At 58.3% G+C, this 23,226-nt stretch carries 20 protein-coding genes; 12 read left to right on the top strand and 8 right to left on the bottom strand.

Features of this window, described 5'->3' with window-relative positions; translation table 11 throughout:
* The first annotated feature begins 103 nt into the window (after positions 1-103).
* A complete protein-coding gene (gene mltA / locus ENTCL_RS04565; RefSeq protein ID WP_013364938.1) occupies positions 104-1,201 on the top strand; it encodes a murein transglycosylase A in 1,098 nt (365 codons plus the stop codon).
* A 19-nt stretch (positions 1,202-1,220) separates the two neighbouring features.
* Positions 1,221-2,033 (top strand): tRNA cyclic N6-threonylcarbamoyladenosine(37) synthase TcdA, encoded by an 813-nt coding sequence (tcdA, locus tag ENTCL_RS04570; protein ID WP_013364939.1) that lies wholly within the window; start codon positions 1,221-1,223, stop codon positions 2,031-2,033.
* Here the strand turns inward: tcdA and csdE are convergent.
* Both csdE and csdA read right to left on the bottom strand, forming a co-directional pair.
* Positions 2,018-2,467 (bottom strand): cysteine desulfurase sulfur acceptor subunit CsdE, encoded by a 450-nt coding sequence (gene csdE, locus ENTCL_RS04575; RefSeq protein ID WP_013364940.1) that lies wholly within the window; start codon positions 2,465-2,467, stop codon positions 2,018-2,020. The two genes, tcdA and csdE, sit on opposite strands and share 16 nt — an antisense overlap.
* A complete protein-coding gene (csdA, locus tag ENTCL_RS04580) occupies positions 2,468-3,673 on the bottom strand; it encodes a cysteine desulfurase CsdA (protein ID WP_013364941.1) in 1,206 nt (401 codons plus the stop codon).
* A gap of 416 nt (positions 3,674-4,089) precedes the next feature.
* On the opposite strand from csdA, the gene gcvA reads away from it, so the two are divergent.
* From gcvA to rlmM, 3 genes are read left to right on the top strand one after another with little or no spacing between them, the layout of a single operon-like run.
* Positions 4,090-5,007, top strand: a complete 918-nt coding sequence (gene gcvA, locus ENTCL_RS04585; RefSeq protein WP_013364942.1) for a glycine cleavage system transcriptional regulator GcvA — start codon at positions 4,090-4,092, stop codon at positions 5,005-5,007.
* Between the two features lie 19 nt (positions 5,008-5,026).
* Positions 5,027-5,422: a DUF423 domain-containing protein gene (locus ENTCL_RS04590; RefSeq protein ID WP_013364943.1), complete on the top strand. Its 396-nt coding sequence runs from the start codon at positions 5,027-5,029 to the stop codon at positions 5,420-5,422.
* Entirely contained in the window at positions 5,415-6,515 is a 1,101-nt protein-coding gene (gene rlmM, locus ENTCL_RS04595) for a 23S rRNA (cytidine(2498)-2'-O)-methyltransferase RlmM (RefSeq protein WP_013364944.1), read from the top strand. Before ENTCL_RS04590 ends, rlmM begins: the two co-directional genes overlap by 8 nt.
* Here the strand turns inward: rlmM and xni are convergent.
* The 5 genes from xni to queF all read right to left on the bottom strand — a co-directional run bounded on the left by xni (position 6,512) and on the right by queF (position 12,914).
* Positions 6,512-7,306 carry a flap endonuclease Xni gene (gene xni / locus ENTCL_RS04600; RefSeq protein WP_044611891.1) on the bottom strand — a complete coding sequence of 265 codons (795 nt, stop codon included), beginning with the start codon at positions 7,304-7,306 and terminating at the stop codon, positions 6,512-6,514. The two genes, rlmM and xni, sit on opposite strands and share 4 nt — an antisense overlap.
* Positions 7,307-7,418: 112 nt before the next feature.
* Entirely contained in the window at positions 7,419-8,786 is a 1,368-nt protein-coding gene (locus ENTCL_RS04605; RefSeq protein ID WP_013364946.1) for an L-serine ammonia-lyase, read from the bottom strand.
* Between the two features lie 54 nt (positions 8,787-8,840).
* Positions 8,841-10,136, bottom strand: a complete 1,296-nt coding sequence (locus tag ENTCL_RS04610; protein WP_013364947.1) for an HAAAP family serine/threonine permease — start codon at positions 10,134-10,136, stop codon at positions 8,841-8,843.
* 449 nt (positions 10,137-10,585) lie between these two features.
* The gene (gene ppnN, locus ENTCL_RS04615; RefSeq protein WP_013364948.1) at positions 10,586-11,950 is read right to left on the bottom strand and encodes a nucleotide 5'-monophosphate nucleosidase PpnN; all 1,365 of its coding nucleotides are present in this window, start codon (positions 11,948-11,950) and stop codon (positions 10,586-10,588) included.
* A 118-nt stretch (positions 11,951-12,068) separates the two neighbouring features.
* A complete protein-coding gene (gene queF / locus ENTCL_RS04620) occupies positions 12,069-12,914 on the bottom strand; it encodes an NADPH-dependent 7-cyano-7-deazaguanine reductase QueF (RefSeq protein ID WP_013364949.1) in 846 nt (281 codons plus the stop codon).
* 64 nt (positions 12,915-12,978) lie between these two features.
* Between queF and syd the strand changes: the two genes are divergently transcribed.
* The 4 genes from syd (at position 12,979) to ENTCL_RS04640 (ending at position 15,731) form a co-directional block, all read left to right on the top strand.
* Positions 12,979-13,524, top strand: coding sequence for a SecY-interacting protein (syd, locus tag ENTCL_RS04625; RefSeq protein ID WP_013364950.1), 546 nt, complete (start codon positions 12,979-12,981; stop codon positions 13,522-13,524).
* A 635-nt stretch (positions 13,525-14,159) separates the two neighbouring features.
* Positions 14,160-14,489, top strand: a complete 330-nt coding sequence (locus ENTCL_RS04630) for a YqcC family protein (protein WP_013364951.1) — start codon at positions 14,160-14,162, stop codon at positions 14,487-14,489.
* A complete protein-coding gene (truC, locus tag ENTCL_RS04635; protein ID WP_013364952.1) occupies positions 14,489-15,271 on the top strand; it encodes a tRNA pseudouridine(65) synthase TruC in 783 nt (260 codons plus the stop codon). Before ENTCL_RS04630 ends, truC begins: the two co-directional genes overlap by 1 nt.
* A gap of 16 nt (positions 15,272-15,287) precedes the next feature.
* Positions 15,288-15,731: a flavodoxin gene (locus ENTCL_RS04640; protein WP_013364953.1), complete on the top strand. Its 444-nt coding sequence runs from the start codon at positions 15,288-15,290 to the stop codon at positions 15,729-15,731.
* A gap of 33 nt (positions 15,732-15,764) precedes the next feature.
* Here ENTCL_RS04640 and barA read toward each other — a convergent pair whose 3' ends face one another.
* Entirely contained in the window at positions 15,765-18,512 is a 2,748-nt protein-coding gene (gene barA / locus ENTCL_RS04645) for a two-component sensor histidine kinase BarA (protein ID WP_013364954.1), read from the bottom strand.
* A 57-nt stretch (positions 18,513-18,569) separates the two neighbouring features.
* Between barA and rlmD the strand changes: the two genes are divergently transcribed.
* The 3 genes from rlmD (at position 18,570) to mazG (ending at position 23,042) form a co-directional block, all read left to right on the top strand.
* Complete coding sequence (gene rlmD / locus ENTCL_RS04650) at positions 18,570-19,871, top strand: 23S rRNA (uracil(1939)-C(5))-methyltransferase RlmD (protein ID WP_013364955.1); 1,302 nt, start codon at positions 18,570-18,572, stop codon at positions 19,869-19,871.
* Between the two features lie 51 nt (positions 19,872-19,922).
* Positions 19,923-22,154: a GTP diphosphokinase gene (relA, locus tag ENTCL_RS04655; protein WP_013364956.1), complete on the top strand. Its 2,232-nt coding sequence runs from the start codon at positions 19,923-19,925 to the stop codon at positions 22,152-22,154.
* Positions 22,155-22,250: 96 nt separating this feature from the next.
* On the top strand, positions 22,251-23,042 hold the full coding sequence (gene mazG, locus ENTCL_RS04660) for a nucleoside triphosphate pyrophosphohydrolase (protein WP_013364957.1): 792 nt from the start codon (positions 22,251-22,253) through the stop codon (positions 23,040-23,042).
* Positions 23,043-23,226: the final 184 nt, after the last annotated feature.

Consider the following 23,226-nt stretch of genomic DNA (forward strand, 5'->3'; position numbering starts at 1 on the left):
TTTTACGCAAAACTTGCTGCCCGTTGCGTTATCACATTTCATTAGCCCTGGGGGTTTGTTATCTTCATCACGCACTGATGGTCAGTAATGAAGATGAGACACCATGAAAGGACGTTGGACAAAATATCTGGTAACAGGCGCCATGCTGACAATGCTTGCCGCCTGTTCCTCTAAACCGACCGATCGCGGTCAGCAGTATAAAGACGGAACGTTCAATTCGCCTTTTTCCCTGGTTAACAAACCTGATGCCGTCGGCGCGCCGATCAACGCCGGCGATTTCGCCCAGCAGGTGAGTGAGATTCGTAACGCGTCGCCACGCCTCTATGGTAGCCAGAGCGACGTCTATAATGCTATTCAGCAATGGCTGAGCGCCGGCGGCGATACCAGCGCGCTTAAGCAGTACGGTCTGGACGCCTGGCAGATGCAGGGCGCCGATAACTACGGCAACGTCCAGTTTACCGGCTACTACACCCCGGTGATTGAAGCGCGCCATACGCGTCAGGGCGAGTTCCAGTACCCGATTTACCGCATGCCGCCGAAGCGCGGCAAGCTGCCGTCCCGCGCCGGTATCTACGGCGGCGCGCTAAGCGACAGCTACGTCCTGGCCTACAGCAATTCGCTGATGGATAACTTCATCATGGACGTACAGGGGAGCGGCTATATTGATTTCGGCGACGGTTCGCCGCTGAACTTCTTTAGCTATGCCGGGAAAAACGGCTGGCCTTACCGCAGCATCGGCAAAGTGCTTATCGATCGCGGCGAGGTGAAGAAAGAAGATATGTCGATGCAGGCGATTCGCCACTGGGGTGAAACCCACAGCGAGTCCGAGGTGCGCGAACTGCTGGAAGAGAACCCGTCTTTTGTCTTCTTCAAGCCGCAGTCCTTTGCGCCGGTGAAAGGCGCGAGCGCGGTACCGCTGATCGGCCGGGCTTCCGTGGCCTCCGATCGCAGCATTATTCCGCCGGGCACCACGCTGCTCGCCGAAGTGCCGCTGCTGGATAACAACGGCAAATTCAACGGTCACTATGAGCTGCGCCTGATGGTGGCGCTGGATGTCGGCGGCGCTATCAAAGGACAGCACTTTGACATCTACCAGGGTATCGGCCCGGATGCCGGACACCGCGCGGGATGGTACAACCATTATGGTCGCGTATGGGTGCTGCGCAGCGCTGCGGGCAACGGTAACGTATTTAGCGGTTAATCCAGTCGTTTGAGGTTTTATGTCAGTGGTTCTTAGCGATGCCTGGCGCCAGCGTTTTGGCGGCACGGCGCGTTTGTACGGTGAAAAAGCGCTGCAGCTGTTTGCGCAGTCGCACGTGTGCGTCGTCGGTATCGGCGGCGTTGGCTCCTGGGCGGCGGAAGCGCTGGCGCGCACCGGTATCGGCGCTATCACGTTGATCGATATGGATGACGTTTGCGTGACCAACACCAACCGGCAGATCCATGCTCTGGGCGGCAACGTCGGGCTGGCGAAGGCGGAGGTGATGGCCGAACGTATCCGCCAGATTAACCCGGAGTGCCGGGTGACGGTGGTCGATGACTTCGTGACGCCTGACAACGTCGCGCAGCATCTTAACGCCGGTTTCAGCTACGTCATCGACGCTATCGACAGCGTGCGGCCGAAGGCGGCGCTGATTTCCTGGTGCCGCCGCTACAAAATTCCGCTGGTGACGACCGGCGGCGCGGGCGGGCAAACCGATCCGACGCAGATCCGGGTCGCCGATCTGGCGAAAACCATCCAGGATCCGCTGGCGGCGAAGCTGCGCGAGAGGCTGAAAAGCGACTTCGGCGTAGTGAAAAATGGAAAAGGTAAGCTGGGCGTGGACTGTGTTTTCTCAACGGAAGCGCTGGTGTATCCGCAGGCGGATGGCTCCGTGTGCGCGATGAAAAGCACTGCGGAAGGGCCGAAGCGTATGGACTGCGCCGCCGGTTTCGGCGCGGCGACGATGGTCACCGCGACCTTCGGTTTTGTGGCGGTATCCCACGCGCTGAAGAAAATGATGGCAAAAGCCGAGCGTCAGGCCTCAGCCTGACGCGCTGCCTGAATGACGGCGTCGCACAGCGCCGTCAGCCCCTGGCTGCGCGAAGCGCTAAGCTGCGCGCGCAGCCCCAGCTCGTCAAAGAGCGCAAGCGGGTCCGCCGCCAGCAGCTGCTGGGGACGTTTCCCCTCAACGGCGGTCAGCAGTACCGCCAGCAGCCCGCGGACGATTCGCCCTTCGCTGTCGCCATAGAAATGCAGCCTGCCGTCCGGCAATAGCGCATGACCCAGCCAGACGCGGTTTTCGCAGCCGGCAATTTCCTGCGCCTGCGCTTTCAGAGAATCCTCAAGAGCGGGCAGCTGTTTGCCCAACAGAATCAGCTGGCGATACTTTTCTTCCCACAACGTCAGCGGGCCAAAGAGCTCACGCAGCGTCTCCTGCGTGACGGTTGCGCCGAACGGATGTCCGGCAAAGGCTGGACTTGTCATTTAATCCACCAATAGTTCGAGCGCGCGATCGACGGCATCGATCAGCGCATGGACGTCGTCCTGAGTATTATAAGGGGCGAATGAGGCGCGCAGCGTGCCGCTGACGCCGAGCGCCGCCAGCAGCGGCTGGGCGCAGTGCTGGCCCGCCCGTAACGCGATGCCGTATTCGGCGAGCAGCGTGACCATATCGCTGTGGTGGACGCCGGTAAAATCGAACGCCAGCAGGCTGGAGTCCTGACAGCGAAATGAGCGAAAGCCCGGACGCTTCGCCAACTCCTCTTCGGCCAGGGTGGCCAGCCCCCGGCTCCAGGTCTCCGCCTGAACGATATCCGTTTCGGATAGCCACTCCAGCGCGGCGCTAAGGCCAATCACCCCCGCCACGTTTGGCGTACCCGCCTCAAGGCGATAGGGTACCGGCTGCGTTTTAAAACCGTCAAACGTCACTTCGGTTATCATTTTACCGCCGCCGAGCCACGGCGACATGGCGTCAAGCAGTTCGGCTTTCCCGTACAGCGCGCCGATGCCGGTCGGGCCATACAGCTTGTGGCCGGAAAACGCATAAAAGTCGATATCCAGCGCCTGCACGTCGGCGGGAAAATGCACAACGCCCTGTGCGCCGTCGACCATCACCACCATACCGGCCGCATGGGCGAGGGCTATCGCGCGAGGGAGATTCGGACAGCCGCCGGTGACGTTCGACATCTGGCCGAGGGCGAGAATACGGCTGCGGGAGGTAATCAGCCCGGAAAGCTGCTCAACGTCCGGCAGGCGGTCAGGGCCCAGCGGAAGCGCAACGATGCGGGCGCCGGTTTGTTCGGCGACCATCAGCCAGGGGACCAGGTTGGCGTGGTGTTCGGCCTGGCTGACGATGATTTCATCGCCGGGCTGCAGGCGCGGGCGCGCATAGCACTGGGCGACCATGTTAATGGCCTCCGTTGTACCGCGGGTCCAGACGATATTTTTGCCGTCAGGGGCGTTGAGCAGGGCCGCAACCCGATCGCGGGCGGCCTCGTAGCGCGCGGTGAGCTTTTGCGCGGCGGCGTACTGGCTGCGGTGAACGTTACCGGCGCTCAGGCTGTAAAACTGCTGGCTGGCGTCAATCACCGCCTGGGGCTTCAGGGCGGTGGCGGCGCTATCAAGGTAAATACCGGCATCGGCCAGCGCCGGAAACTGGGCGCGAAACTGCGCCGGATTGAAAGCGTTCATGATTATCCTCGTTGCAATATCAGGATCGTCGCGCAAATTTCCGGGCAGGGCAAGAGGATGCTAACAGCTAAAACGCAGAGTAAAAAAAAGCACCGCAATCTGCGGTGCTACATTAATCACTATGGACAGACAGGGTAAATGTACAGGAAGTGAAAAGGGGTAGTCTTGCTACCGAGGTCTGAAAGGCAGACCAATTGCAAACACAACAACACAACATCACAACCGTAAGCCAAAAGCTCATCAGAACACGCATTCCGAAAAAAGCTTCTCGTTCCGGCTCAGGAAGTGCCGCCACTATAGGTATTTGCTGGTAGAACCTCAACGGACAAATTATAATGTCTCAGATAAAAAAAACTAATAGGTTACACGGTGTTGCCTATATGTTAAATGGCGTTAACATCTGAGTCAGAATCACCATGTCAAAGCGTTTACCACCTCTGAATGCATTACGTGTATTTGATGCAGCCGCCCGTCATTTGAGCTTCACCCGCGCAGCGGAAGAGCTTTTTGTGACCCAGGCCGCAGTCAGTCACCAAATCAAGTCTCTTGAGGATTTTCTGGGTCTCAAGCTGTTTCGTCGGCGCAATCGTTCTCTGCTGCTGACGGAGGAAGGACAGAGCTATTTTCAGGATATTAAAGAGATCTTTTCGCAATTAACGGAAGCAACGCGTAAACTTCAGGCGCGCAGCGCTAAAGGGGCGCTGACGGTCAGTTTATTGCCAAGTTTTGCCATTCACTGGCTGGTGCCGCGGCTGACAAGCTTTAACTCAGCTTATCCGGGAATCGACGTCCGGATCCAGGCCGTAGACCGTCAGGAAGATAAGCTGGCGGACGACGTTGACGTGGCTATTTTCTACGGTCGCGGCAACTGGCCCGGCCTGCGGGTGGAAAAACTCTACGCCGAGTATTTATTGCCCGTTTGCTCACCGCTGCTGTTAACGGGCGAGAAGGCATTGAAAACGCCGATGGATTTGGCGCAACATACGCTATTGCATGATGCTTCCCGCCGGGACTGGCAAACGTATACGCGCCAGTTGGGTCTGACTCATATTAATGTTCAACAGGGACCGATTTTCAGCCACAGCGCGATGGTGCTGCAGGCGGCAATCCACGGACAAGGTATCGCACTGGCCAACAACGTGATGGCGCAGTCCGAAATTGAGGCAGGCCGTTTGGTCTGCCCGTTTAATGATGTTCTGGTCAGCAAAAATGCGTTTTACCTCGTTTGCCATGACAGTCAGGCAGAACTGGGTAAAATAGCCGCTTTTCGGCAGTGGATCCTGTCGAAGGCGGCCAGCGAACAAGAAAAATTCCGCTTTCGTTATGAACAATAAGTGATTTTAGGACACTGACATGACCAGTCGTTTTATGCTGATTTTTGCCGCGATCAGCGGTTTTATCTTTGTCGCGCTGGGTGCTTTCGGCGCGCATGTTTTAAGTAAGTCTTTGGGCGTTGTGGAAATGGGCTGGATCCAGACCGGTCTCGAATACCAGGCGTTTCACACGCTGGCGATATTCGGCCTGGCGGTCGCGATGCAGCGTCGTATCAGCATCTGGTTCTACTGGAGCAGCGTGTTTCTTGCCCTGGGGACGGTGCTTTTCAGCGGCAGCCTGTACTGTCTGGCGCTGTCTCATTTACGCCTGTGGGCGTTCGTTACCCCCGTCGGCGGCGTAAGCTTCCTGGCGGGGTGGGTATTGATGTTGATTGGTGCAATTCGTTTAAAGCGTAAAGGTGTCGCGCATGAATAAGGTTGTCCTCTACAGCCGTCCAGGCTTTGAGAAAGAGTGCGCCGCAGAGATTTCTGACAAGGCCTCGCGCCTCGGCGTGTACGGCTTTGCCCGCGTAAAAGATAACTCGGGCTATGTCATTTTTGAGTGTTACCAGCCCGGCGAGGCGGAGAAGCTGATTCGCGAACTGCCGTTCAGTTCGCTGATTTTCGCCCGCCAGATGTTCGTTGCCGGCGAGCTGCTGCAGGACCTGCCGCCGGAAGACCGCATCACGCCGATTGTTGGCATGCTGCAGGGCGTGGTGGAGAAGGGGGGCGACCTGCGCGTTGAGGTGGCCGACACCAACGAAAGCAAAGAGCTGATGAAGTTCTGCCGTAAGTTCACCGTACCGCTGCGCGCCGCGCTGCGCGAGGCGAAAGTGCTGGCGGCGTATGAGACGCCGAAGCGCCCGGTCGTGCATGTGTTCTTTATCGCGCCAGGCTGCTGCTACACGGGCTATTCGCTGTCGCATAACAACTCGCCGTTCTATATGGGCATCCCGCGGCTTAAGTTCCCGGCGGATGCGCCAAGCCGCTCCACCCTGAAGCTCGAAGAGGCGTTCCACGTCTTTATTCCGGCCGATGAGTGGGATGAACGCCTGGCCAACGGCATGTATGCCGTTGACCTTGGCGCCTGCCCTGGCGGCTGGACCTATCAGCTGGTCAAACGCAATATGTGGGTCGCTTCAGTGGATAACGGCCCGATGGCGCAAAGCCTGATGGATACCGGACAGGTAACCTGGCTGCGCGAAGACGGCTTCCGCTACCGGCCAAACCGCAACAACATCTCGTGGATGGTGTGCGATATGGTGGAGAAACCGGCAAAAGTGGCGGCGCTGATGGCGCAGTGGCTGGTTAACGGCTGGTGCCGTGAGACCATCTTTAACCTCAAGCTGCCGATGAAAAAGCGGTATGAAGAGGTGTCGCAAAACCTGGCGTATATTCAGACGCAGCTTGATGAGCATGGCATTAACGCGCAGATTCAGGCACGCCAGCTGTATCACGATCGCGAAGAGGTGACGGTTCACGTCCGCCGTCTGTGGGCCGCCGTTGGCGGCCGTCGGGACGAGCGTTAATCACTTCCCCTCAGGCCATCTGGCTGAGGGGCCCCGCGTTTTACCAGACGCAGCTGTTGCAGGTTACCGTCCAGCTGCAGGTCCGTTTGCAGCCGCGCGACGTCGCGGCAGATAAACGCCATCTCTTGATGGGCCTCCAGCTTCTTGCGCCACTTCTCCGGCACGTCGTCCAGCCGGGCGTAAATACCTTCCAGGCTCTGAAATTCGTTCAGCAGCTGCGCCGCGCTTTTGGGCCCGATGCCCGCGACCCCAGGCACTCTGGAGCTGCCGATCCCCGCCAGCCCCCAGTAGTCCGGCAGCTGCTGCGGCGCGACGCCGAACTCGCTGGCGATAAACGGGGCGTCCAGCCAGCGCTTCTGGAAATAATCGCGGATGCGGATCGTCGGCGAAAGCAGCTGGCAGTAGCCTTTGTCGGTTGAGACAATGGTGGCCTGGTGCCCGGCGTTGGCCACTTTTATCGCCAGCGTGGCCGCCAGATCGTCCGCTTCATTGCCCTGTGCGCCCCAGCAGGGAACGCCGTACTGTTCGAAGGCGGCGCGAATGGCGGGCATTTCGCTGTGCAGGTCGTCGGGCATTGGCGCGCGCCCGGCTTTGTAATCGGGCAGCCGCTGGTGCCGCCAGCCGCTATTGCGCGCCTCGTCGTCAAAGACCGCGACGGCGTGCGTCGGCTGGCTATGGCGGATAAGCTGCTCCAGCGCGTGCAGGCAGGTGTCCTTACAGGGCGTCCCCTGAACCGCATGAATTCGGCGAATCAGGTTTAGCGCGTCGACAATCAACAGATGAACAGCCACAGATAATCTCCCTTCCGGCTTACAGGCAAAGGGTAACATTGTCGGCGCTCTGAAACGAATAATGGTGGGATAAATGGGAAGAAGCCTCGCAAAACGAGGCTTCTTTAGAGGCTTAATCGCAGGTGACTATCTTCATCGCCAGACCGCCGCGGGAGGTTTCGCGGTATTTGGCGTTCATGTCTTTACCGGTTTCGTACATGGTCTCGATCACTTTATCGAGGCACACGCGCGGCTCGCTGGTACGGCGCAGCGCCATGCGCGCGGCGTTGACCGCTTTCACTGAGGCTATCGCGTTACGCTCGATGCACGGCACCTGAACCTGACCGGCGACCGGGTCGCAGGTTAAGCCAAGGTTATGCTCCATACCGATTTCCGCTGCGATGCAGACCTGCGTCGGGCTGCCGCCGAGCAGCTCGGCAAGACCCGCGGCCGCCATTGAGCAGGCAACGCCCACTTCGCCCTGGCAGCCCACTTCGGCGCCGGAAATGGACGCGTTCATCTTGTACAGAGAGCCGATGGCGCTGGCAACCAGCATATAGCGCGCCAGCGAGTTGGCGTTCACTTCACGGATAAACTTATCGTAATACGCCAGCACCGCCGGGACGATACCGCAGGCGCCGTTGGTCGGCGCGGTAACCACGCGGCCGCCTGCGGCGTTTTCTTCGTTCACGGCAAGGGCGAACATGTTGATCCAGTCCACTACCGCCATCGGGTCGGTCGTGGTTTTATCGCTGCTTACCAGCATACGGCGCAGCGCGGCGGCGCGACGCGGTACGCGCAGTTTGCCCGGCAGAACGCCTTCGGTGGTGATGCCGCGTTCGATACCGCTGCGCATCACTTCCCAGACGTTGGCGAAGTGCTGCTCAAGCTCTTCTTTGCTGTGCAGCGCCAGCTCGTTTTTCATCATCAGGCCAGACAGCGACAGGCCGGTTTCTTGGCAGTGACGCTGCAGGTCCGCCGCGTTTTTGTACGGATAAGGCACCGCCAGCGGGGCGCTGTTGGTCTTACCGAAGTGTTCTTCGTCGACGATAAAGCCGCCGCCGATAGAGTAATAGGTTTGGCTGTAAACGGCCTTGTCGCCGCTGAGCGCGGTAATGCGCATGCCGTTTTCGTGCAGGGAGAGGTTGTCGGCATGAAAGTTCATGCACTGGTCAACCGGGAACTCAACTTCGTGCTGACCGTCAGCCAGCAGCAGGCGGCCATGGGTGTTGACGTCCTGGATAAAGCCAGGGATAGCGTCGATATCAACGGTGTCCGGCAGGTTGCCCGCCAGGCCCATGATAATGGCGATATCAGTGTGGTGCCCTTTACCCGTAAGAGAGAGCGAGCCGTAAACGTCGACGACGACGCGGGTCACGTCATGCAGGATCCCGCGTGCAATCAGGTCGTCCGTGAATTGCTTGCCCGCTTTCATTGGTCCAACGGTGTGGGAGCTGGAAGGACCAATGCCGATTTTGAAAATATCGAATACGCTGATCATGATGCATCCATTGCTGTAAAGAAAAACGCCGCCCGAAGGCGGCGCGGGAGATTATCAGAACATGGTGTACAGGGAGTAGAAAATCGCGGAGATGGCGATAAGCCCCATAATGACCACGAAGACGTTGCTGATGTGGCCGCTGTACTTGCGCATGGCCGGTACTTTCTGAATCGCATACATCGGCATCAGGAACAGAATCATCGCGATAACCGGACCGCCCAGGGTCTCAATCATGCCGAGGATGCTCGGGTTCAGGGTCGCTACAATCCAGGTGGTGACCAGCATGAACAGCGCGGTCAGCTTGTTCAGACGGCTGATTTCAATGCTCTTGCCGCGGCTACGCAGGGATTTAATCACCATACCGTTGAAGCCTTCGCGGGCGCCCAGGTAGTGGCCGAGGAAGGACTTGGTGATAGCGATAATCGCGATGATCGGCGCCATCCAGGCGATAACCGGTGCGTTAAAGTGGTTAGCCAGGTAAGACAGGATAGAGATGTTCTGCTCTTTTGCTGACGCCAGGTCCGTCGGGGACAGGCTCAGAACGCAGCTGAACACGAAGAACATCACGGTCAGTACCATCATGATGTGCGCGAAAGCCAGGATCTTAGCGCATTTCTTCTCTGCGCCAGCGCCGTACTCTTCACGTTTCGCCACGGCGAAGGAGGAGATGATCGGCGAGTGGTTAAAGGAGAACACCATCACCGGGATAGCCAGCCACAGGGTCATCCACAGGCCGTTGCCGGTCGCGCTTGCGCTGCTCAGGGACAGCGTTTCCAGCGCCGCGCCGTTCCACTGCGGGATCAGGTAGCAGGCCAGCAGCATCAGCGCGGCAACAAACGGGAATACCAGGATGCTCATCGCTTTTACGATCATCTGCTCGCCGAAGCGAACGATGGTCATCATACCGATGATAAGAATCAGCGACAGAATGGCGCGCGGCGGCGGCGTCATGTGCAGCTGGTGCGTCATGAAGCTTTCGACGGTGTTGGTGATAGCAACGCTATATACCAACAGAATCGGGTAAATCGCGAAGAAGTAGAGCAGGGTAATCAGCTTACCTGCGCCAACGCCGAAGTGTTCTTCTACGACTTCAGTGATGTCTTCGCCCGGGTTTTTGCCGGACAGGACAAAACGGGTGAGGCCTCGGTGTGCGAAAAAGGTCATCGGGAATGCGATGATCGCCATGATGATAAGCGGGATCATGCCGCCTACGCCGGCGTTGATTGGCAGGAACAGAACGCCCGCGCCAATCGCTGTGCCGTAAAGACCCAGCATCCACATGGTATCGGTTTTACGCCATGAACTTCGGGTTTCTACCGAAGCAATGGTGCTGGTTTGAGTGGTTTCCATCTGTGTTTCTCCTGGAGGAAGCAATTTGTCAGTTTTTTAGTCAAATCCAACGATTAAATGGCTGACGGTAAAATAAAATTCGTTAAATCGGGGTGTTTTTTATGATTTTTTCCCGTATCTATTGGCGGCGGAAAGATACATTTAAGTTATCAATGTATCAGTGATCCCGATCTCAAATGCAATAAAACACTTTCAATCTGGGTGTTTTTAGACCATCAGACTGGAATTTTACCATTAGCGGAAATTTATGGGCGCGAAGGCTACCATTGACAGTGACGACATGGGAAGTTTGTGGCGTCTAAAACGTCATTTTTGCTAAAAAAAGTTATGTAAATGGCGGTTTCTCGCGTTCTAACATAACTTTAATGAATAAATAACGCTTTTACCCGGCAGGCAATTGTTTATTTCGCGGGAAATGATAAGGGCGGCTTATTGTGCCGCCCTGAAGGTCAGGAGCAGATTTCGTAGCAGGGAATATAGGCGGAGCCGGGCAGCTTCATGCGGTGCTGGGCGACAAAGCCCTGCAGCAGATCGTCCATCCGACGCATCATCTGTCGGTCGCCGTGAATTTTATACGGGCCGTGCTCTTCGATAGCGCGGATGCCCACTTCTTTCACGTTACCGGCGACAATGCCTGAGAACGCACGACGCAGGTCGGCGGCCAGCACTTCCACCGGCTGCTCGGGATACAGCTTCAGGTTCGCCATGTTTTCATGGGTCGGCTCAAACGGCATCTGCAGGTCCGGCGCAATGCGGATTGACCAGTTGAAGCTGTAGGCGTCTCCGGTATCACGACGGTTTTCTTTGACCAGCGGCATCGCTTTCTTCATCTGACGGGCCACTTCTGCCGGGTCGTCGATGATGATGCGATAGTGGCGGCGCGCGTTTTCTCCCAGCGTATGCACGATAAAATCGTCCAGCACGCGGAAATAGTCGGCGCTCTCTTTCGGGCCGGTCAGAATGAGCGGCAGCACCTGGTTTTTGTTGGCCGGGTTCATCAGGATCCCCAGCAGGTACAGCAGCTCTTCCGCCGTCCCCACGCCGCCAGGGAAGATGATAATCCCGTGGGCGATACGGACAAACGCTTCCAGACGCTTTTCGATATCCGGCATGATGATGAGTTCGTTCACCAGCGGGTTAGGCGGCTCGGCGGCGATAATCGACGGCTCGGTCATACCGATGAAGCGACCCTCTTTATAGCGCTGCTGGGCGTGGCCGACTGCGGCGCCTTTCATCGGCGCTTCCATCGCTCCCGGCCCGCAGCCGGTGCAGATATTCAGTTCGCGCAGGCCGAGCTGCGTACCGACGCGACGCGCGTACAGATACTCGTTTTCGTTGATCGAGTGGCCGCCCCAGCAAACCACCATGCTCGGGGCTTCGCCGACGTGCAGCGCGCGGGCGTTGCGCAGAATAGAGAACACCAGGTTGGTGATATGCGTTGAGCTTTCCAGGTCGAGATTCGGGAAGCGGACGGTGTTATGGATTTGGCCGTAAACAAACAGAATATCGCGCAGGACGGCGAACAGGTTCGCCTGCAGGGAGCGGATGATACGTCCGTCGACAAAAGCCTCTTCCGGCGGGTTGATCAACTCCAGTTTGACGCCGCGTTCGCGGCGCAGGACGTTGATATCAAAACTTTCAAAGCGGGAAAGCAGCTCTTTACTGTTGTCGGTCAGACTACCTGAGTTAAGCACTGCCAGTGAACAGTTGCGGAACAACTGATAAAGGTCGCTGCTGGCGTTGCTTTTCAGCATATCAACTTCCAGCTGCGACAGCATATCCATTGAGCCAAGCGGGCTAATATGTGTAATCAAGTTAACTCCTTACGGGACGAGTATCGTCTTCCCTGTTGATTACAATAGCCTCGCCGACTTGCTTTCCACAAGCTAAAGCGCAGCACATGCCGTGCTTTATTGTGAAAAAATAATTAACTCACTGGCGAACCAGACGCCCGGTCGCGGGCACGAAATCGGTATTGGTGCGCCACGGGTTGATGTCGAGACCGCCGCGTCGGGTATAGCGCGCATAAACGCTCAGCGTTTCCGGCTTACAGAAGCGCAAGATATCGTTGAAAATGCGCTCCACGCACTGCTCGTGGAATTCGTTGTGATGGCGGAAAGAGACAAGATAGCGCAGCAGCTTCTCGCGATCGATCTTCGGTCCGCGATACTGGATCTGCACGGAACCCCAGTCCGGCTGGTGGGTAATCAGGCAGTTGGATTTCAGCAGATGGCTGACCAGCGTTTCCGACACTACGTTACCGCCTGCGGCATCCTGCAGATAGTCGGCGCTGAACCGGTAGTTATCAATCTCGATATCCTGGTCGTCGATGCAGGCGCCGTGGAAGTGGGCGACAGGCTGGCCTTCCAGCTCGTCCAGGCGATACAGCGCCACGCTGACCTCGCCCTGAGCGCAGGCGCTGAGGTCGCGCTGTAGCGTCGCACGGACTGTCTCCCAGTCGGCGAAACGCGTCTGGTTGAAGCTGTTGAGGTAGAGCTTGAAGCTTTTAGACTCCACCAGATTGACGCTGGTGTCGCTCAGCTCGACGTGGCCGACCGCCACCTGCGGCAGCCCGTTGGCGTTAAGCCAGGAGAGCTCATACAGCGTCCAGATATCGCCGCCGCGAAAGGGCAGATTATCCGCATGCAATCCCAGCGGGTCGCGGTTGAGGCTGCGGGGAACGCCCTGCAGCAGGCTGGCGTCGTAGGTATCGCGGTAGTCAGTGGCTTTTCCCAGCGTCAGGCCGGAGAGCGCCTGATGGTTTTCATAAGAAGACATGTTTCACCGTCATGAAGTAAACTTTCCGGCTAGTGTATCCTGGCTAATGTGAAGAGAGAAACTGGTGGACCATCAAACTGCAGACGCCTTACAGGCATTCACCCAACGTTATTGCGATGCCTGGCAGCAGCGCTATCAAAGCTGGCCGCGCAGCGAAGAGCTGTACGGTATTCCGTCGCCGTGTATTGTGGCGAGCGAGGATGACGCTGTGACCTGGCGGCCGCAGCCGTTTACGCTGGCGCAAAATGTAAACGCGGTTGAACGGGCGCTGGATATTGTGGTACAAGAGCCGCTTCATTCTTATTATACCACCCAGTTTGCGGGTGATATGCATGCGCGGTTTGGCGAGCAGGCGCTGACGCTGCTGCAGGCCTGGAGCCCGGATGATTTCCAGCGAGTGCAGGAAAATCTGATTGGTCACCTGGTAACGCAAAAACGCCTTAAGCTGTCGCCGACGCTATTTATCGCCACGCTGGACAGTGAACTCGACGTCATTTCCGTCTGTAACCTGACGGGGGAAGTGGTTCTCGAAACCCTCGGCACGCGCAAACGCACCACGCTTTCTGACTCCCTTGCGAGTTTCCTCAATCAGCTTGAGCCCCTTCTGTAATCCATATGCCTGGTGTGTTTGTGAGAGATCTCTTACACGCGCTGTGAGAGATCGCCTGGCTGTGAGTGAGACACTGTCGACGGAACCTTGATTGATGTTTTTATAAATCAAGTATTTATGCTTTATTTGACCTGCTTTCATATGAAAATAACCCTTTGGGCTTTTCTGTAGGTGGGTTGTAAGACGAAGCGGAATAAGAGATTCTATGCACGTCGACAGGGAGTCGCACAGCGAAGTGAACATCAGGATGATGACGCTTCACAAGGATTCGCCAGGATGGCGCTTCAGGGAAAGGCTTCAGGATGAAGCGAATGGATGATGCAGGATGCGTCAGAAGGACACCTCCAGGAAGGAGAACGAGAGCCGGTCAGGATGCCCGGTGGATCAGGAAGATCGGGACACGCTTAAGGATAAGCGCAATCACATCGGGGTGGTGTGAGCAGGATGCAGCTGTTTATGGATGAACGGGTCAGGAGACCACAGGAAAAGTTGTCAAGGATGAGCAGGGAGCACCAAAAGTAGCCGGACTGCTGCGAAACGAACCGGGGAGCACTGTTAACTCAGTGCTCCCTTTTTTTATTTCCGCATTTGCCCATGATATCCTGCGCCGCAGTTTTGTTTTCTTCGAGGTTTCCATGACTCTTCACGATAGCGTCCGCCATCGCCTTAACACCCTTGAAGCGCTGATGCGCGAACACCGACACTGGCAGGAGAGCATGCCGGACGACAGCGCTTTTGCCAGCACGCAGCCGTTTTGCATGGATACGCTTGAACCGCTGCAGTGGCTGCAGTGGGTGCTGATCCCGCGCATGCATCAGACGATCGACGCCGGGCTGCCGCTGCCGCAGAGCTTCGCCGTAGCACCGTATTACGAGATGGCGCTGGAGGCGGCGCACCCGTTTCGCGATACGCTTTTGCCGGAACTGCAGCGGCTTGACGCCCTGTTTGCGGACGATAACGCCTGATGCTGGAGATCGTTTATCAGGATCAATGGCTGGTCGCCGTTAATAAGCCGTCAGGCTGGCTGGTGCACCGCAGCTGGCTCGATCGCGATGAAAAAGTGGTGGTGATGCAGACCGTGCGCGACCAGATTGGCCAGCACGTTTTTACCGCTCATCGCCTTGACCGGCCGACCTCCGGCGTGCTGCTGATGGGCCTCTCCAGCGAGGCCGGACGCCTGCTGGCGCAGCAGTTCGAGCAGCACCAGATTCACAAGCGCTACCACGCTATCGTGCGCGGCTGGCTGAGCGAAGAGGGGATCCTCGACTACCCGCTGGTGGAGGAGCTGGACAAGATTGCCGATAAGTTCGCCCGCGAGGATAAGGGGCCGCAGCCGGCGGTGACGCACTACCGCGGGCTGGCAACCGTGGAAATGCCGGTCGCCACCGGACGCTATCCCACCACCCGCTACGGGCTGGTCGAACTTGACCCGAAAACCGGGCGTAAGCATCAGCTGCGCCGTCACCTTAAGCATTTGCGCCACCCGATCATCGGCGACAGCAAGCACGGTGATTTGCGCCAGAACCGCAGCGCGGCGGAACATTTCGGCTGCGACCGCCTGATGCTGCACGCCAGCGAGCTTCGCCTGACCCACCCCTTCACCGGCGAGCCGCTGGTCATCCGCGCCGGTCTTGACGAGGTCTGGATGCAGGCGCTGTCACATTTCGGCTGGCGCGGCCTTCTCCCTGATAATGAGAGGGTTGAGTTTACGCCGCACAACGGTCAGGATGACCATATAAACGGTTAATTCAGGGAGATAACAGATGGCAGACGTCGGTATTTTTGTCGGTACCATGTACGGAAACGCGCTGCTGGTGGCGGAAGAGGCGCAAACCCTGCTTGAAGCGCAGGGCCACACGGCGAAAGTTTTTGAAGATCCTGAGGTGAGCGACTGGGAGTCTTACCAGGGCAAATACGCGCTGGTGGTCACGTCCACCACCGGGCAGGGCGACCTGCCGGACAGCATTGTGCCGCTGTTTCAGGGGATTCAGGATATGTATCAGCCGCACCTGCGCTACGGCATTATCGCGCTAGGCGACAGCACCTATGCAAACTTCTGCGGCGGCGGCAAACGTTTTGACGCCCTGCTGCAGGAGCAGGGCGCGCAGCGCATCGGCGAGATGCTGATGATTGACGCCAGCGAAGACCCGGAGCCGGAAACGGTCTCTAACCCCTGGGTCGAGCACTGGGCGACGCTGCTACGCTAGCTCCGACCCTCTCCGCTGCGGAGAGGGCGGGCGTTAGCCGATAATCCGGCGCGCTTCCCGCACCACGTTATCCATCTCATCCAGCAGCTCAAGAAACTCCGGCTCCAGCTCTTGTGGCGCGGTGCCGCCGCGCAGCTGCCCTTCAATCAGGTTGCACAGGTTCTTCAGCCGCGGCACGCCGCTGTAGCCGCAGCTGCCGTGCAGCTTATGGATGGCGTCGATCAGGTTTTCCGGCTCTTCGCCGACCAGCTGTTCTTCCACTTTGTTGCGCACTTCCGGCAGGAAGGCGATCAGCATCTGCAGCATTTCCCGCGCCAGATCGGGCTTATTGGCTGCCTGGCGCATCGCCAGCTGCCAGTCGAGGGTGGCGTTGAGGTTGACCGACGGTATCGGCTCGACGCTGTCCGGCAGCGGTACGTTCAGCCCGGGCCTATAGCGCAGCAGCAGGCTGCGCAGCTTGTTCTCTTCAATCGGCTTCGCCAGATAGTCGTTCATCCCAGCGCTCAGCAGCTTCTCGCGCTGTCCGGCCATGGCGTGGGCCGTCACGGCAATGACCGGCGTTTTCTGCTGGTGCGGCAGCTGATGAATCAGCTCACAGGCGCGGATGCCGTCCATTTCCGGCATCTGAATATCCATCAGGATCAGGTCAAACTGCATCTGCTTGGCGCGGTTAAGCGCCTGCTGGCCGCTGTCGCACAGCTCAACGTGCTGCACCTGGTCTTCCAGCAGCACGCCGATAAGCTTGAGGTTCGCCGGGTTGTCATCCACCGCCATGACGGTCATCGGCAGCTTATTGTTTTCAGGCAGCGCTGTCGGCTCCGGTTGCCTGAGGGCGCAGTAATCCGTCAGCGCCGGCAGCAGGCGGGTTGAGGTCAGCGGTTTAAGCAGGCAGGCCGCCGCGCCGTTTTGCTTGAGCGCTTCAGCATCGACCTGGGCGTGGCACGGCAGCGCCAGCAGCAGGTAGTCGGTCATCAGGCAGGCCTGCATCAGCTTCTCTTTGTGCAGCTGCAAATCGCGCATCGATACCGGGATCGCCACCAGCAGGATGTCGTAGCGATCGTCCGGCAGGGCGGAGAAGGTTGGGCTGTAGACCACGTCCAGCGGCGTGGTCGCCAGCAGGTCGAGCGTCGCCTGGGCGGCCGTCGCGTTGGCCTCGACGTAGGCAAGACGCTTACCCGCCAGGCAATCGGTCGCCGGGCCTTCGCTGACCACGTTAGGATTCAGATCGAGATTAATGTGGAACCAGAACGTGGAGCCGCGGTTCGGCTGGCTGTGGAAGGAAATATCGCCGCCCATCTCCTTGACCAGTTTTTGGGTGATGACCAGCCCCAGCCCGGTGCCGCCGTGGCGTCGGGAAATACTGGCGTCGGCCTGGCGGAAGGCCTGGAACAGCCGCGACTGATCGCTTTCCGGAATACCGATGCCGGTATCGCGGATCTGCACCTCGACCTGCACCTTGTTATTGCTGAGGGCGCGCTTCTCCACCAGGATATCGATGTTGCCGCTTTCGGTGAATTTAATCGCGTTGCCGACCAGATTGGTGATGACCTGCTGCAGGCGCAGCGGGTCGCCGATCACGTTGTCCGGGACATCGTTTTTGATATTCAGCGTCAGCTCAAGTCCCTTATCGTGCGCGGAGTGCGCGAGCAGCGTGACCACTTCATCCAGCGAATTACGCAGCGGGAAGGGGATGCTTTCGAGAATAAGCTTACCGGCCTCCAGCTTGGAGAAGTCCAGCACGTCGTTGATAATCGCCAGCAGGTTATTGGCGGAGCGCTCGATCGTGTTCAGATGATCGCGCTGGGTCGGGTTCAGGTCGGTTTTCAGCGTCAGGCGGGTAAAGCCTATCACCCCGTTGAGCGGCGTGCGCAGCTCGTGGGACATATTGGCCAAAAACTCAGATTTAATCCGCGCCGCTTCCTGGGCACGCTTTTTCGCCAGATCCAGCTCAACGTTCTGGATCTCCATCTGCTCGAGCGTTTCGCGCAGATCCGAGGTGGCCTGGTCGACGTTGTGCTGCATCTCTTCGTGGTAGGCGGCAAGCGACATCGCCATCGAGTTGATGCCGTTTTTCAGCATGTCGAGCTCGCCGAGCATAAAGCCCTCCACCCGGCTGTCCAGCTGACCGCGGCGAATGCGGTCAACGGTATTCACCATGTTGCGTATCGGCCCGGTGACGTCGCGCATCAGGCGCCAGCCGAAGACCAGCGCGATACCGATGCAGAACAGCATCATCACGCTGGAGATAAAAATCTCTTTGTACTGCTGCAGGCGAACCGATTTGAGATCCAGCTCCAGCGCCACGTAGCCCAGCATATTGACCGGCGTTTTGGCTTCCGACATCGGCGATTCATCCGGTGAATAGCTTTCCGAAATGATCGGCGTGCGGAGGATCATGATATCGCCGCTGCGGTTGACGCTCAGCCGACGGGGTAGCGGCGCGCCTTTGGGCAGCTGCAGTACACCGGGATCGAGCTGGTAGTTGGAGGTCACAAACAGGCGGTTATGCTCATCGTAAACCGAAATGGCGCGGACGATGTCCGAATGACGGCGGTGCAAGACGCTAATCAGCTGGCCGATTGACTCACGGTTTTGCAGATTCATGCCATATTCACTGGAGACCGCGAGCGGTTCAATAATGCTGGCGCCGGCGTCTTCCAGCTGACGCTGCAGGTCGTTGTAGCGATGCACGACGAAGAAGATGCTGAGCAGCAAACCGATAAGGACGGTCGGGGCCAGAATCAGGATCATCATACGCGCACGCAGGCTGTAGTTGGTCATGGAGGTCCGTTATGGGAGAATCAGGGTTAACATGTTTGTTTGAGAAAAATCTCTACGATGGCGCAATTCTACTCTGCAAAACGGCGCGTGACGACGCGCCAGATCATAACCGTAACGGTCAATGACCTCGATCCCTTCGGTCAGGGCGTGGCGCGCCATAACGGAAAGGCGCTGTTTATCAATGGATTATTACCCACAGAGAGCGCGGAAATCCAGATAACGGAAGATAAAAAACAGTACGCCCGCGGGCAGGTGAAGCGTCGTCTTAATGACAGCCCTGAGCGCGTTGCGCCGCGATGCCCGCACTTTGGCGTCTGCGGCGGCTGCCAGCAGCAGCATGCCAGCGTCGCGCTCCAGCAGCGCAGCAAGCAGGCCGCGCTGGCGCGGCTGATGAAGCACGACGTCGATGAGGTAATTGCCGCAGAGCCCTGGGGCTACCGGCGCCGGGCGCGCCTGAGCCTGAGCTATCAGCCGAAGTCCCAGCAGCTGCAGATGGGGTTTCGTAAGGCGAACGCCGCCGACATCATCGACATAGTGCAATGCCCCGTTTTGGTGCCCGCTCTTGAGGCGCTGCTGCCCGCCGTGCGCGAGTGTCTGTCGGGGCTGAAAGCGCGGCAGCATCTGGGGCACGTCGAGCTGGTGCTGGCGGATAACGGGCCGCTGATGGTGCTACGGCACACGGCGGCATTGCCGGCGACGGATCGGGAAAAACTGGAACAGTTTTCGCATTCTCACCAGCTTGCGCTGTATCTGGCGCCGCAAAGCGAAGTCCTCGAGCGCGTGAGCGGGGAAGACGCGCCCTGGTATAGCGCAGACGGGCTACGCTTAACGTTCAGCCCGCGTGATTTCATTCAGGTCAACGACGGCGTGAATCAGAAGATGGTGGCGACGGCTATCGACTGGCTTGATATCCAGCCAGACGACCGCGTGCTTGACCTGTTCTGCGGAATGGGCAATTTTACGTTGCCGCTCGCCAGACGCGCCGCAAGCGTTGTCGGCGTGGAGGGCGTGCCCGCGCTGGTGGAGAAGGCGCAGCAAAACGCCGCGCGTAATGGTTTGCACAATGTGACATTTTTTCATGAAAACCTGGAGGAAGATGTCACGCGCCAGGCCTGGGCGAAAAACGGTTTTGACAAAATTTTACTCGATCCTGCGCGGGCGGGAGCATCAGGCGTCATGCAGCACGTTGTAAAATTAGCGCCCCGGCGGGTGGTCTATGTATCCTGTAACCCGGCGACCCTGGCGCGCGACAGCGAGGCGCTGCTGGCGGCGGGATACCAAATTCAGCGTATGGCAATGCTTGATATGTTCCCGCACACTGGGCATCTGGAATCAATAGTGCTGTTTGAACACAAATAATGAATCAAGGCTTGTCGAATCCGACAGGCCCGGTCCCAAAAGGAGAGGACAATGGTTGCGGTAAGAAGTGCACATCTAAATAAAGCTGGAGAATTTGATCCGCAGAAGTGGATCGCAAGCCTGGGTATTGCCAGCCAGCAGTCATGTGAACGCTTAGCCGGGACCTGGACCTATTGTCGGGAGCAGACGCAGGGCCATCCCGACGCCGACCTGCTGCTGTGGCGCGGCGTGGAAATGGTCGAAATCCTCTCCATGCTGAATATGGATATCGACACGCTGCGGGCGGCGATGCTGTTTCCGCTGGTCGACAGCGGCGTGGTCAGCGAAGAGGCGCTGACGGAGTTCATCGGTAAGTCAGTGGTCACTCTCATTCACGGCGTGCGGGATATGGCGGCAATACGCCAGCTGAAAGCGACGCATATCGACTCCGTCTCCGCCGAGCAGGTGGATAACGTGCGCCGTATGCTGCTGGCGATGGTGGATGATTTCCGCTGCGTGGTGATTAAGCTTGCCGAGCGCGTCGCCCATCTGCGCGAGGTGAAAGACGCGCCGGAAGACGAGCGCGTGCTGGCGGCGAAAGAGTGCACCAACATCTATGCGCCGCTGGCGAACCGTCTTGGCATCGGCCAGCTGAAGTGGGAGCTTGAGGATTACTGCTTCCGCTACCTGCACCCGGCGGAATACAAGCGCATTGCGAAGCTGCTGCACGAGCGCCGTATCGACCGCGAGCACTACATCGACGAGTTTGTCGGGCATCTGCGCGCGGCGATGAAAGAAGAGGGCGTGAAGGCCGAGGTGTACGGTCGTCCGAAGCATATCTACAGCATCTGGCGCAAGATGCAGAAAAAGCATCTCTCGTTCGATGAGCTGTTCGACGTGCGTGCGGTGCGTATTGTGGCTGAGCGGCTGCAGGACTGCTACGCCGCGCTGGGGATAGTGCACACTCACTATCGCCACCTGCCCGATGAGTTTGACGATTACGTCGCGAACCCCAAGCCGAACGGCTATCAGTCGATTCACACCGTGGTGCTGGGCCCGGGCGGTAAAACCGTCGAAATCCAGATTCGCACTAAGCAGATGCACGAAGACGCCGAGCTGGGCGTCGCGGCGCACTGGAAATACAAAGAGGGCGCAGGCTCCGGCGGCGGCCGCGGTCATGAGGACCGTATTGCCTGGCTGCGTAAGCTTATCGCCTGGCAGGAAGAGATGGCCGATTCCGGCGAAATGCTCGACGAAGTGCGCAGCCAGGTGTTTGACGACCGGGTCTACGTCTTTACCCCGAAAGGCGACGTTGTCGACCTGCCTGCCGGCTCCACGCCCCTCGACTTTGCCTACCACATCCATAGCGATGTCGGGCACCGCTGCATCGGGGCGAAAATCGGCGGACGCATCGTGCCGTTCACCTACCAGCTGCAGATGGGCGATCAAATTGAAATCATCACCCAGAAGCAGCCGAACCCGAGCCGCGACTGGCTGAACCCGAACCTCGGCTATGTGACGACCAGCCGCGGACGCTCGAAAATCCACGCCTGGTTCCGCAAGCAGGACCGGGATAAAAACGTTCTCGCCGGACGGCAGATCCTCGACGACGAGCTGGCGCAGCTAGGCATCAGCCTGAAGGAGGCGGAGAAGTTCCTGCTGCCGCGCTACAACTTCAACGAGCTGGACGAGCTGCTGGCGGCCATCGGCGGCGGCGATATTCGCCTGCACCAGATGGTCAACTTCCTGCAGTCGCAGTTCAACAAGCCGAGCGCAGCGGAGCAGGATGCGGCGGCGCTCAAGCAGCTGCAGCAGAAAACCTACAGCCCGCCGAGCCGTAAGAAAGACGATGGCCGGGTGGTGGTCGAAGGCGTCGGCAACCTGATGCACCATATCGCCCGCTGCTGTCAGCCGATCCCGGGTGATGAAATCGTCGGTTTTATTACTCAGGGTCGCGGCATTTCGGTGCACCGCGCCGACTGCGACCAGCTGGCGGAGCTGCAGGCGCATGCGCCGGAGCGTATTGTCGATGCCGTATGGGGCGAAAGCTACTCGGCGGGCTATTCGCTGGTCGTACGCGTGGTGGCCAATGACCGCAGCGGCCTGCTGCGCGACATCACGACCATTCTCGCCAACGAGAAGGTCAACGTGCTCGGCGTCGCCAGCCGCAGCGACACCAAACAGCAGCTCGCCACGATCGATATGACCATTGAGATCTACAACCTGCAGGTGCTGGGCCGCGTGCTCGGCAAGCTGAATCAGGTGCCGGACGTGATCGACGCGCGCCGTCTGCACGGTAATTAATTATTTGTAGGCCGGATAAGGCGTTAGCCGCATCCGGCAATATCGCAATGCCCGATGGCGCTTTGCTTATCGGGCCTACGTTTTCAGGACTCACCAATGAACCAAATTGACCGCCTGCTCGGCATTATGAAGCGCCTGCGCGACCCGGAAAACGGCTGTCCGTGGGATAAAGAGCAGACGTTTTCCACCATCGCGCCCTATACGCTGGAAGAGACGTACGAGGTGCTCGACGCCATTGCGCGTGAGGATTTTGACGATCTGCGCGGCGAACTGGGCGATCTGCTGTTTCAGGTCGTGTTTTACGCCCAGATGGCCCAGGAAGAGGGGCGTTTTGATTTTAACGATATCTGTTGCGCCATCAGCGATAAGCTGGAGCGCCGCCATCCGCACATTTTTGGCGACGCGACGGCGGAAAACAGCCGCGAAGTGCTGGCGCGCTGGGAAGCCATCAAAAGCGCGGAACGGGCGGAAAAAGCGCAGCATTCGGCGCTGGACGATATCCCGCACAGCCTGCCTTCGCTGATGCGCGCGCAGAAAATTCAGCGCCGCTGCTCGGCGGTGGGCTTCGACTGGACGTCGCTCGGCCCGGTGCTGGATAAAGTGTATGAAGAAATCGACGAGGTCATGCACGAGGCGCGGCAGGCGGTGATCGATCAGGCTAAACTCGAAGAGGAAGTCGGCGACCTGCTGTTTGCCACCGTGAATTTATCCCGTCATTTGGGGGTAAAAGCCGAAACGGCGCTGCAAAAAGCTAACCTGAAGTTTGAGCGACGCTTTCGCGAAGTCGAGCGAATTGTGGCCGAACGCGGCCTGGAAATGACCGGCGTAGACCTCGAAACGATGGAAGGCGTGTGGCAGCAGGTAAAACGGCAGGAAACTGATCTCTAACGAGTTTTCGTGATCAAGCGCTATTTGTGTGATTTTTAAAATGACAAGCGCTTGATTTACGTCAAAAACATTTACCCAAAAGGGGCTATTTTCTCACTCCCTGCGTTTGCATGAGCCTGATGAAGAGGAGGAATAATGAAAGTTTGTGGCGCCTGCCATGATCGGGTATACTGCTTTCCCGTCC

It is taken from the genome of [Enterobacter] lignolyticus SCF1, assembly GCF_000164865.1.
In the GTDB taxonomy this organism is placed as follows: domain Bacteria; phylum Pseudomonadota; class Gammaproteobacteria; order Enterobacterales; family Enterobacteriaceae; genus Enterobacter_B; species Enterobacter_B lignolyticus.

What these genes read in the sequence shown, in the direction of transcription:
- mltA (WP_013364938.1), top strand. Translation starts at nt 104, where the DNA reads ATGAAAGGACGTTGGACAAAATATCTGGTAACAGGCGCCATGCTGACA.
- tcdA (WP_013364939.1), top strand. Translation starts at nt 1,221, where the DNA reads ATGTCAGTGGTTCTTAGCGATGCCTGGCGCCAGCGTTTTGGCGGCACG.
- csdE (WP_013364940.1), bottom strand. Translation starts at nt 2,467, where the DNA reads ATGACAAGTCCAGCCTTTGCCGGACATCCGTTCGGCGCAACCGTCACG.
- csdA (WP_013364941.1), bottom strand. Translation starts at nt 3,673, where the DNA reads ATGAACGCTTTCAATCCGGCGCAGTTTCGCGCCCAGTTTCCGGCGCTG.
- gcvA (WP_013364942.1), top strand. Translation starts at nt 4,090, where the DNA reads ATGTCAAAGCGTTTACCACCTCTGAATGCATTACGTGTATTTGATGCA.
- ENTCL_RS04590 (WP_013364943.1), top strand. Translation starts at nt 5,027, where the DNA reads ATGACCAGTCGTTTTATGCTGATTTTTGCCGCGATCAGCGGTTTTATC.
- rlmM (WP_013364944.1), top strand. Translation starts at nt 5,415, where the DNA reads ATGAATAAGGTTGTCCTCTACAGCCGTCCAGGCTTTGAGAAAGAGTGC.
- ENTCL_RS04605 (WP_013364946.1), bottom strand. Translation starts at nt 8,786, where the DNA reads ATGATCAGCGTATTCGATATTTTCAAAATCGGCATTGGTCCTTCCAGC.
- ENTCL_RS04610 (WP_013364947.1), bottom strand. Translation starts at nt 10,136, where the DNA reads ATGGAAACCACTCAAACCAGCACCATTGCTTCGGTAGAAACCCGAAGT.
- queF (WP_013364949.1), bottom strand. Translation starts at nt 12,914, where the DNA reads ATGTCTTCTTATGAAAACCATCAGGCGCTCTCCGGCCTGACGCTGGGA.
- ENTCL_RS04630 (WP_013364951.1), top strand. Translation starts at nt 14,160, where the DNA reads ATGACTCTTCACGATAGCGTCCGCCATCGCCTTAACACCCTTGAAGCG.
- truC (WP_013364952.1), top strand. Translation starts at nt 14,489, where the DNA reads ATGCTGGAGATCGTTTATCAGGATCAATGGCTGGTCGCCGTTAATAAG.
- ENTCL_RS04640 (WP_013364953.1), top strand. Translation starts at nt 15,288, where the DNA reads ATGGCAGACGTCGGTATTTTTGTCGGTACCATGTACGGAAACGCGCTG.
- barA (WP_013364954.1), bottom strand. Translation starts at nt 18,512, where the DNA reads ATGACCAACTACAGCCTGCGTGCGCGTATGATGATCCTGATTCTGGCC.
- rlmD (WP_013364955.1), top strand. Translation starts at nt 18,570, where the DNA reads ATGGCGCAATTCTACTCTGCAAAACGGCGCGTGACGACGCGCCAGATC.
- relA (WP_013364956.1), top strand. Translation starts at nt 19,923, where the DNA reads ATGGTTGCGGTAAGAAGTGCACATCTAAATAAAGCTGGAGAATTTGAT.
- mazG (WP_013364957.1), top strand. Translation starts at nt 22,251, where the DNA reads ATGAACCAAATTGACCGCCTGCTCGGCATTATGAAGCGCCTGCGCGAC.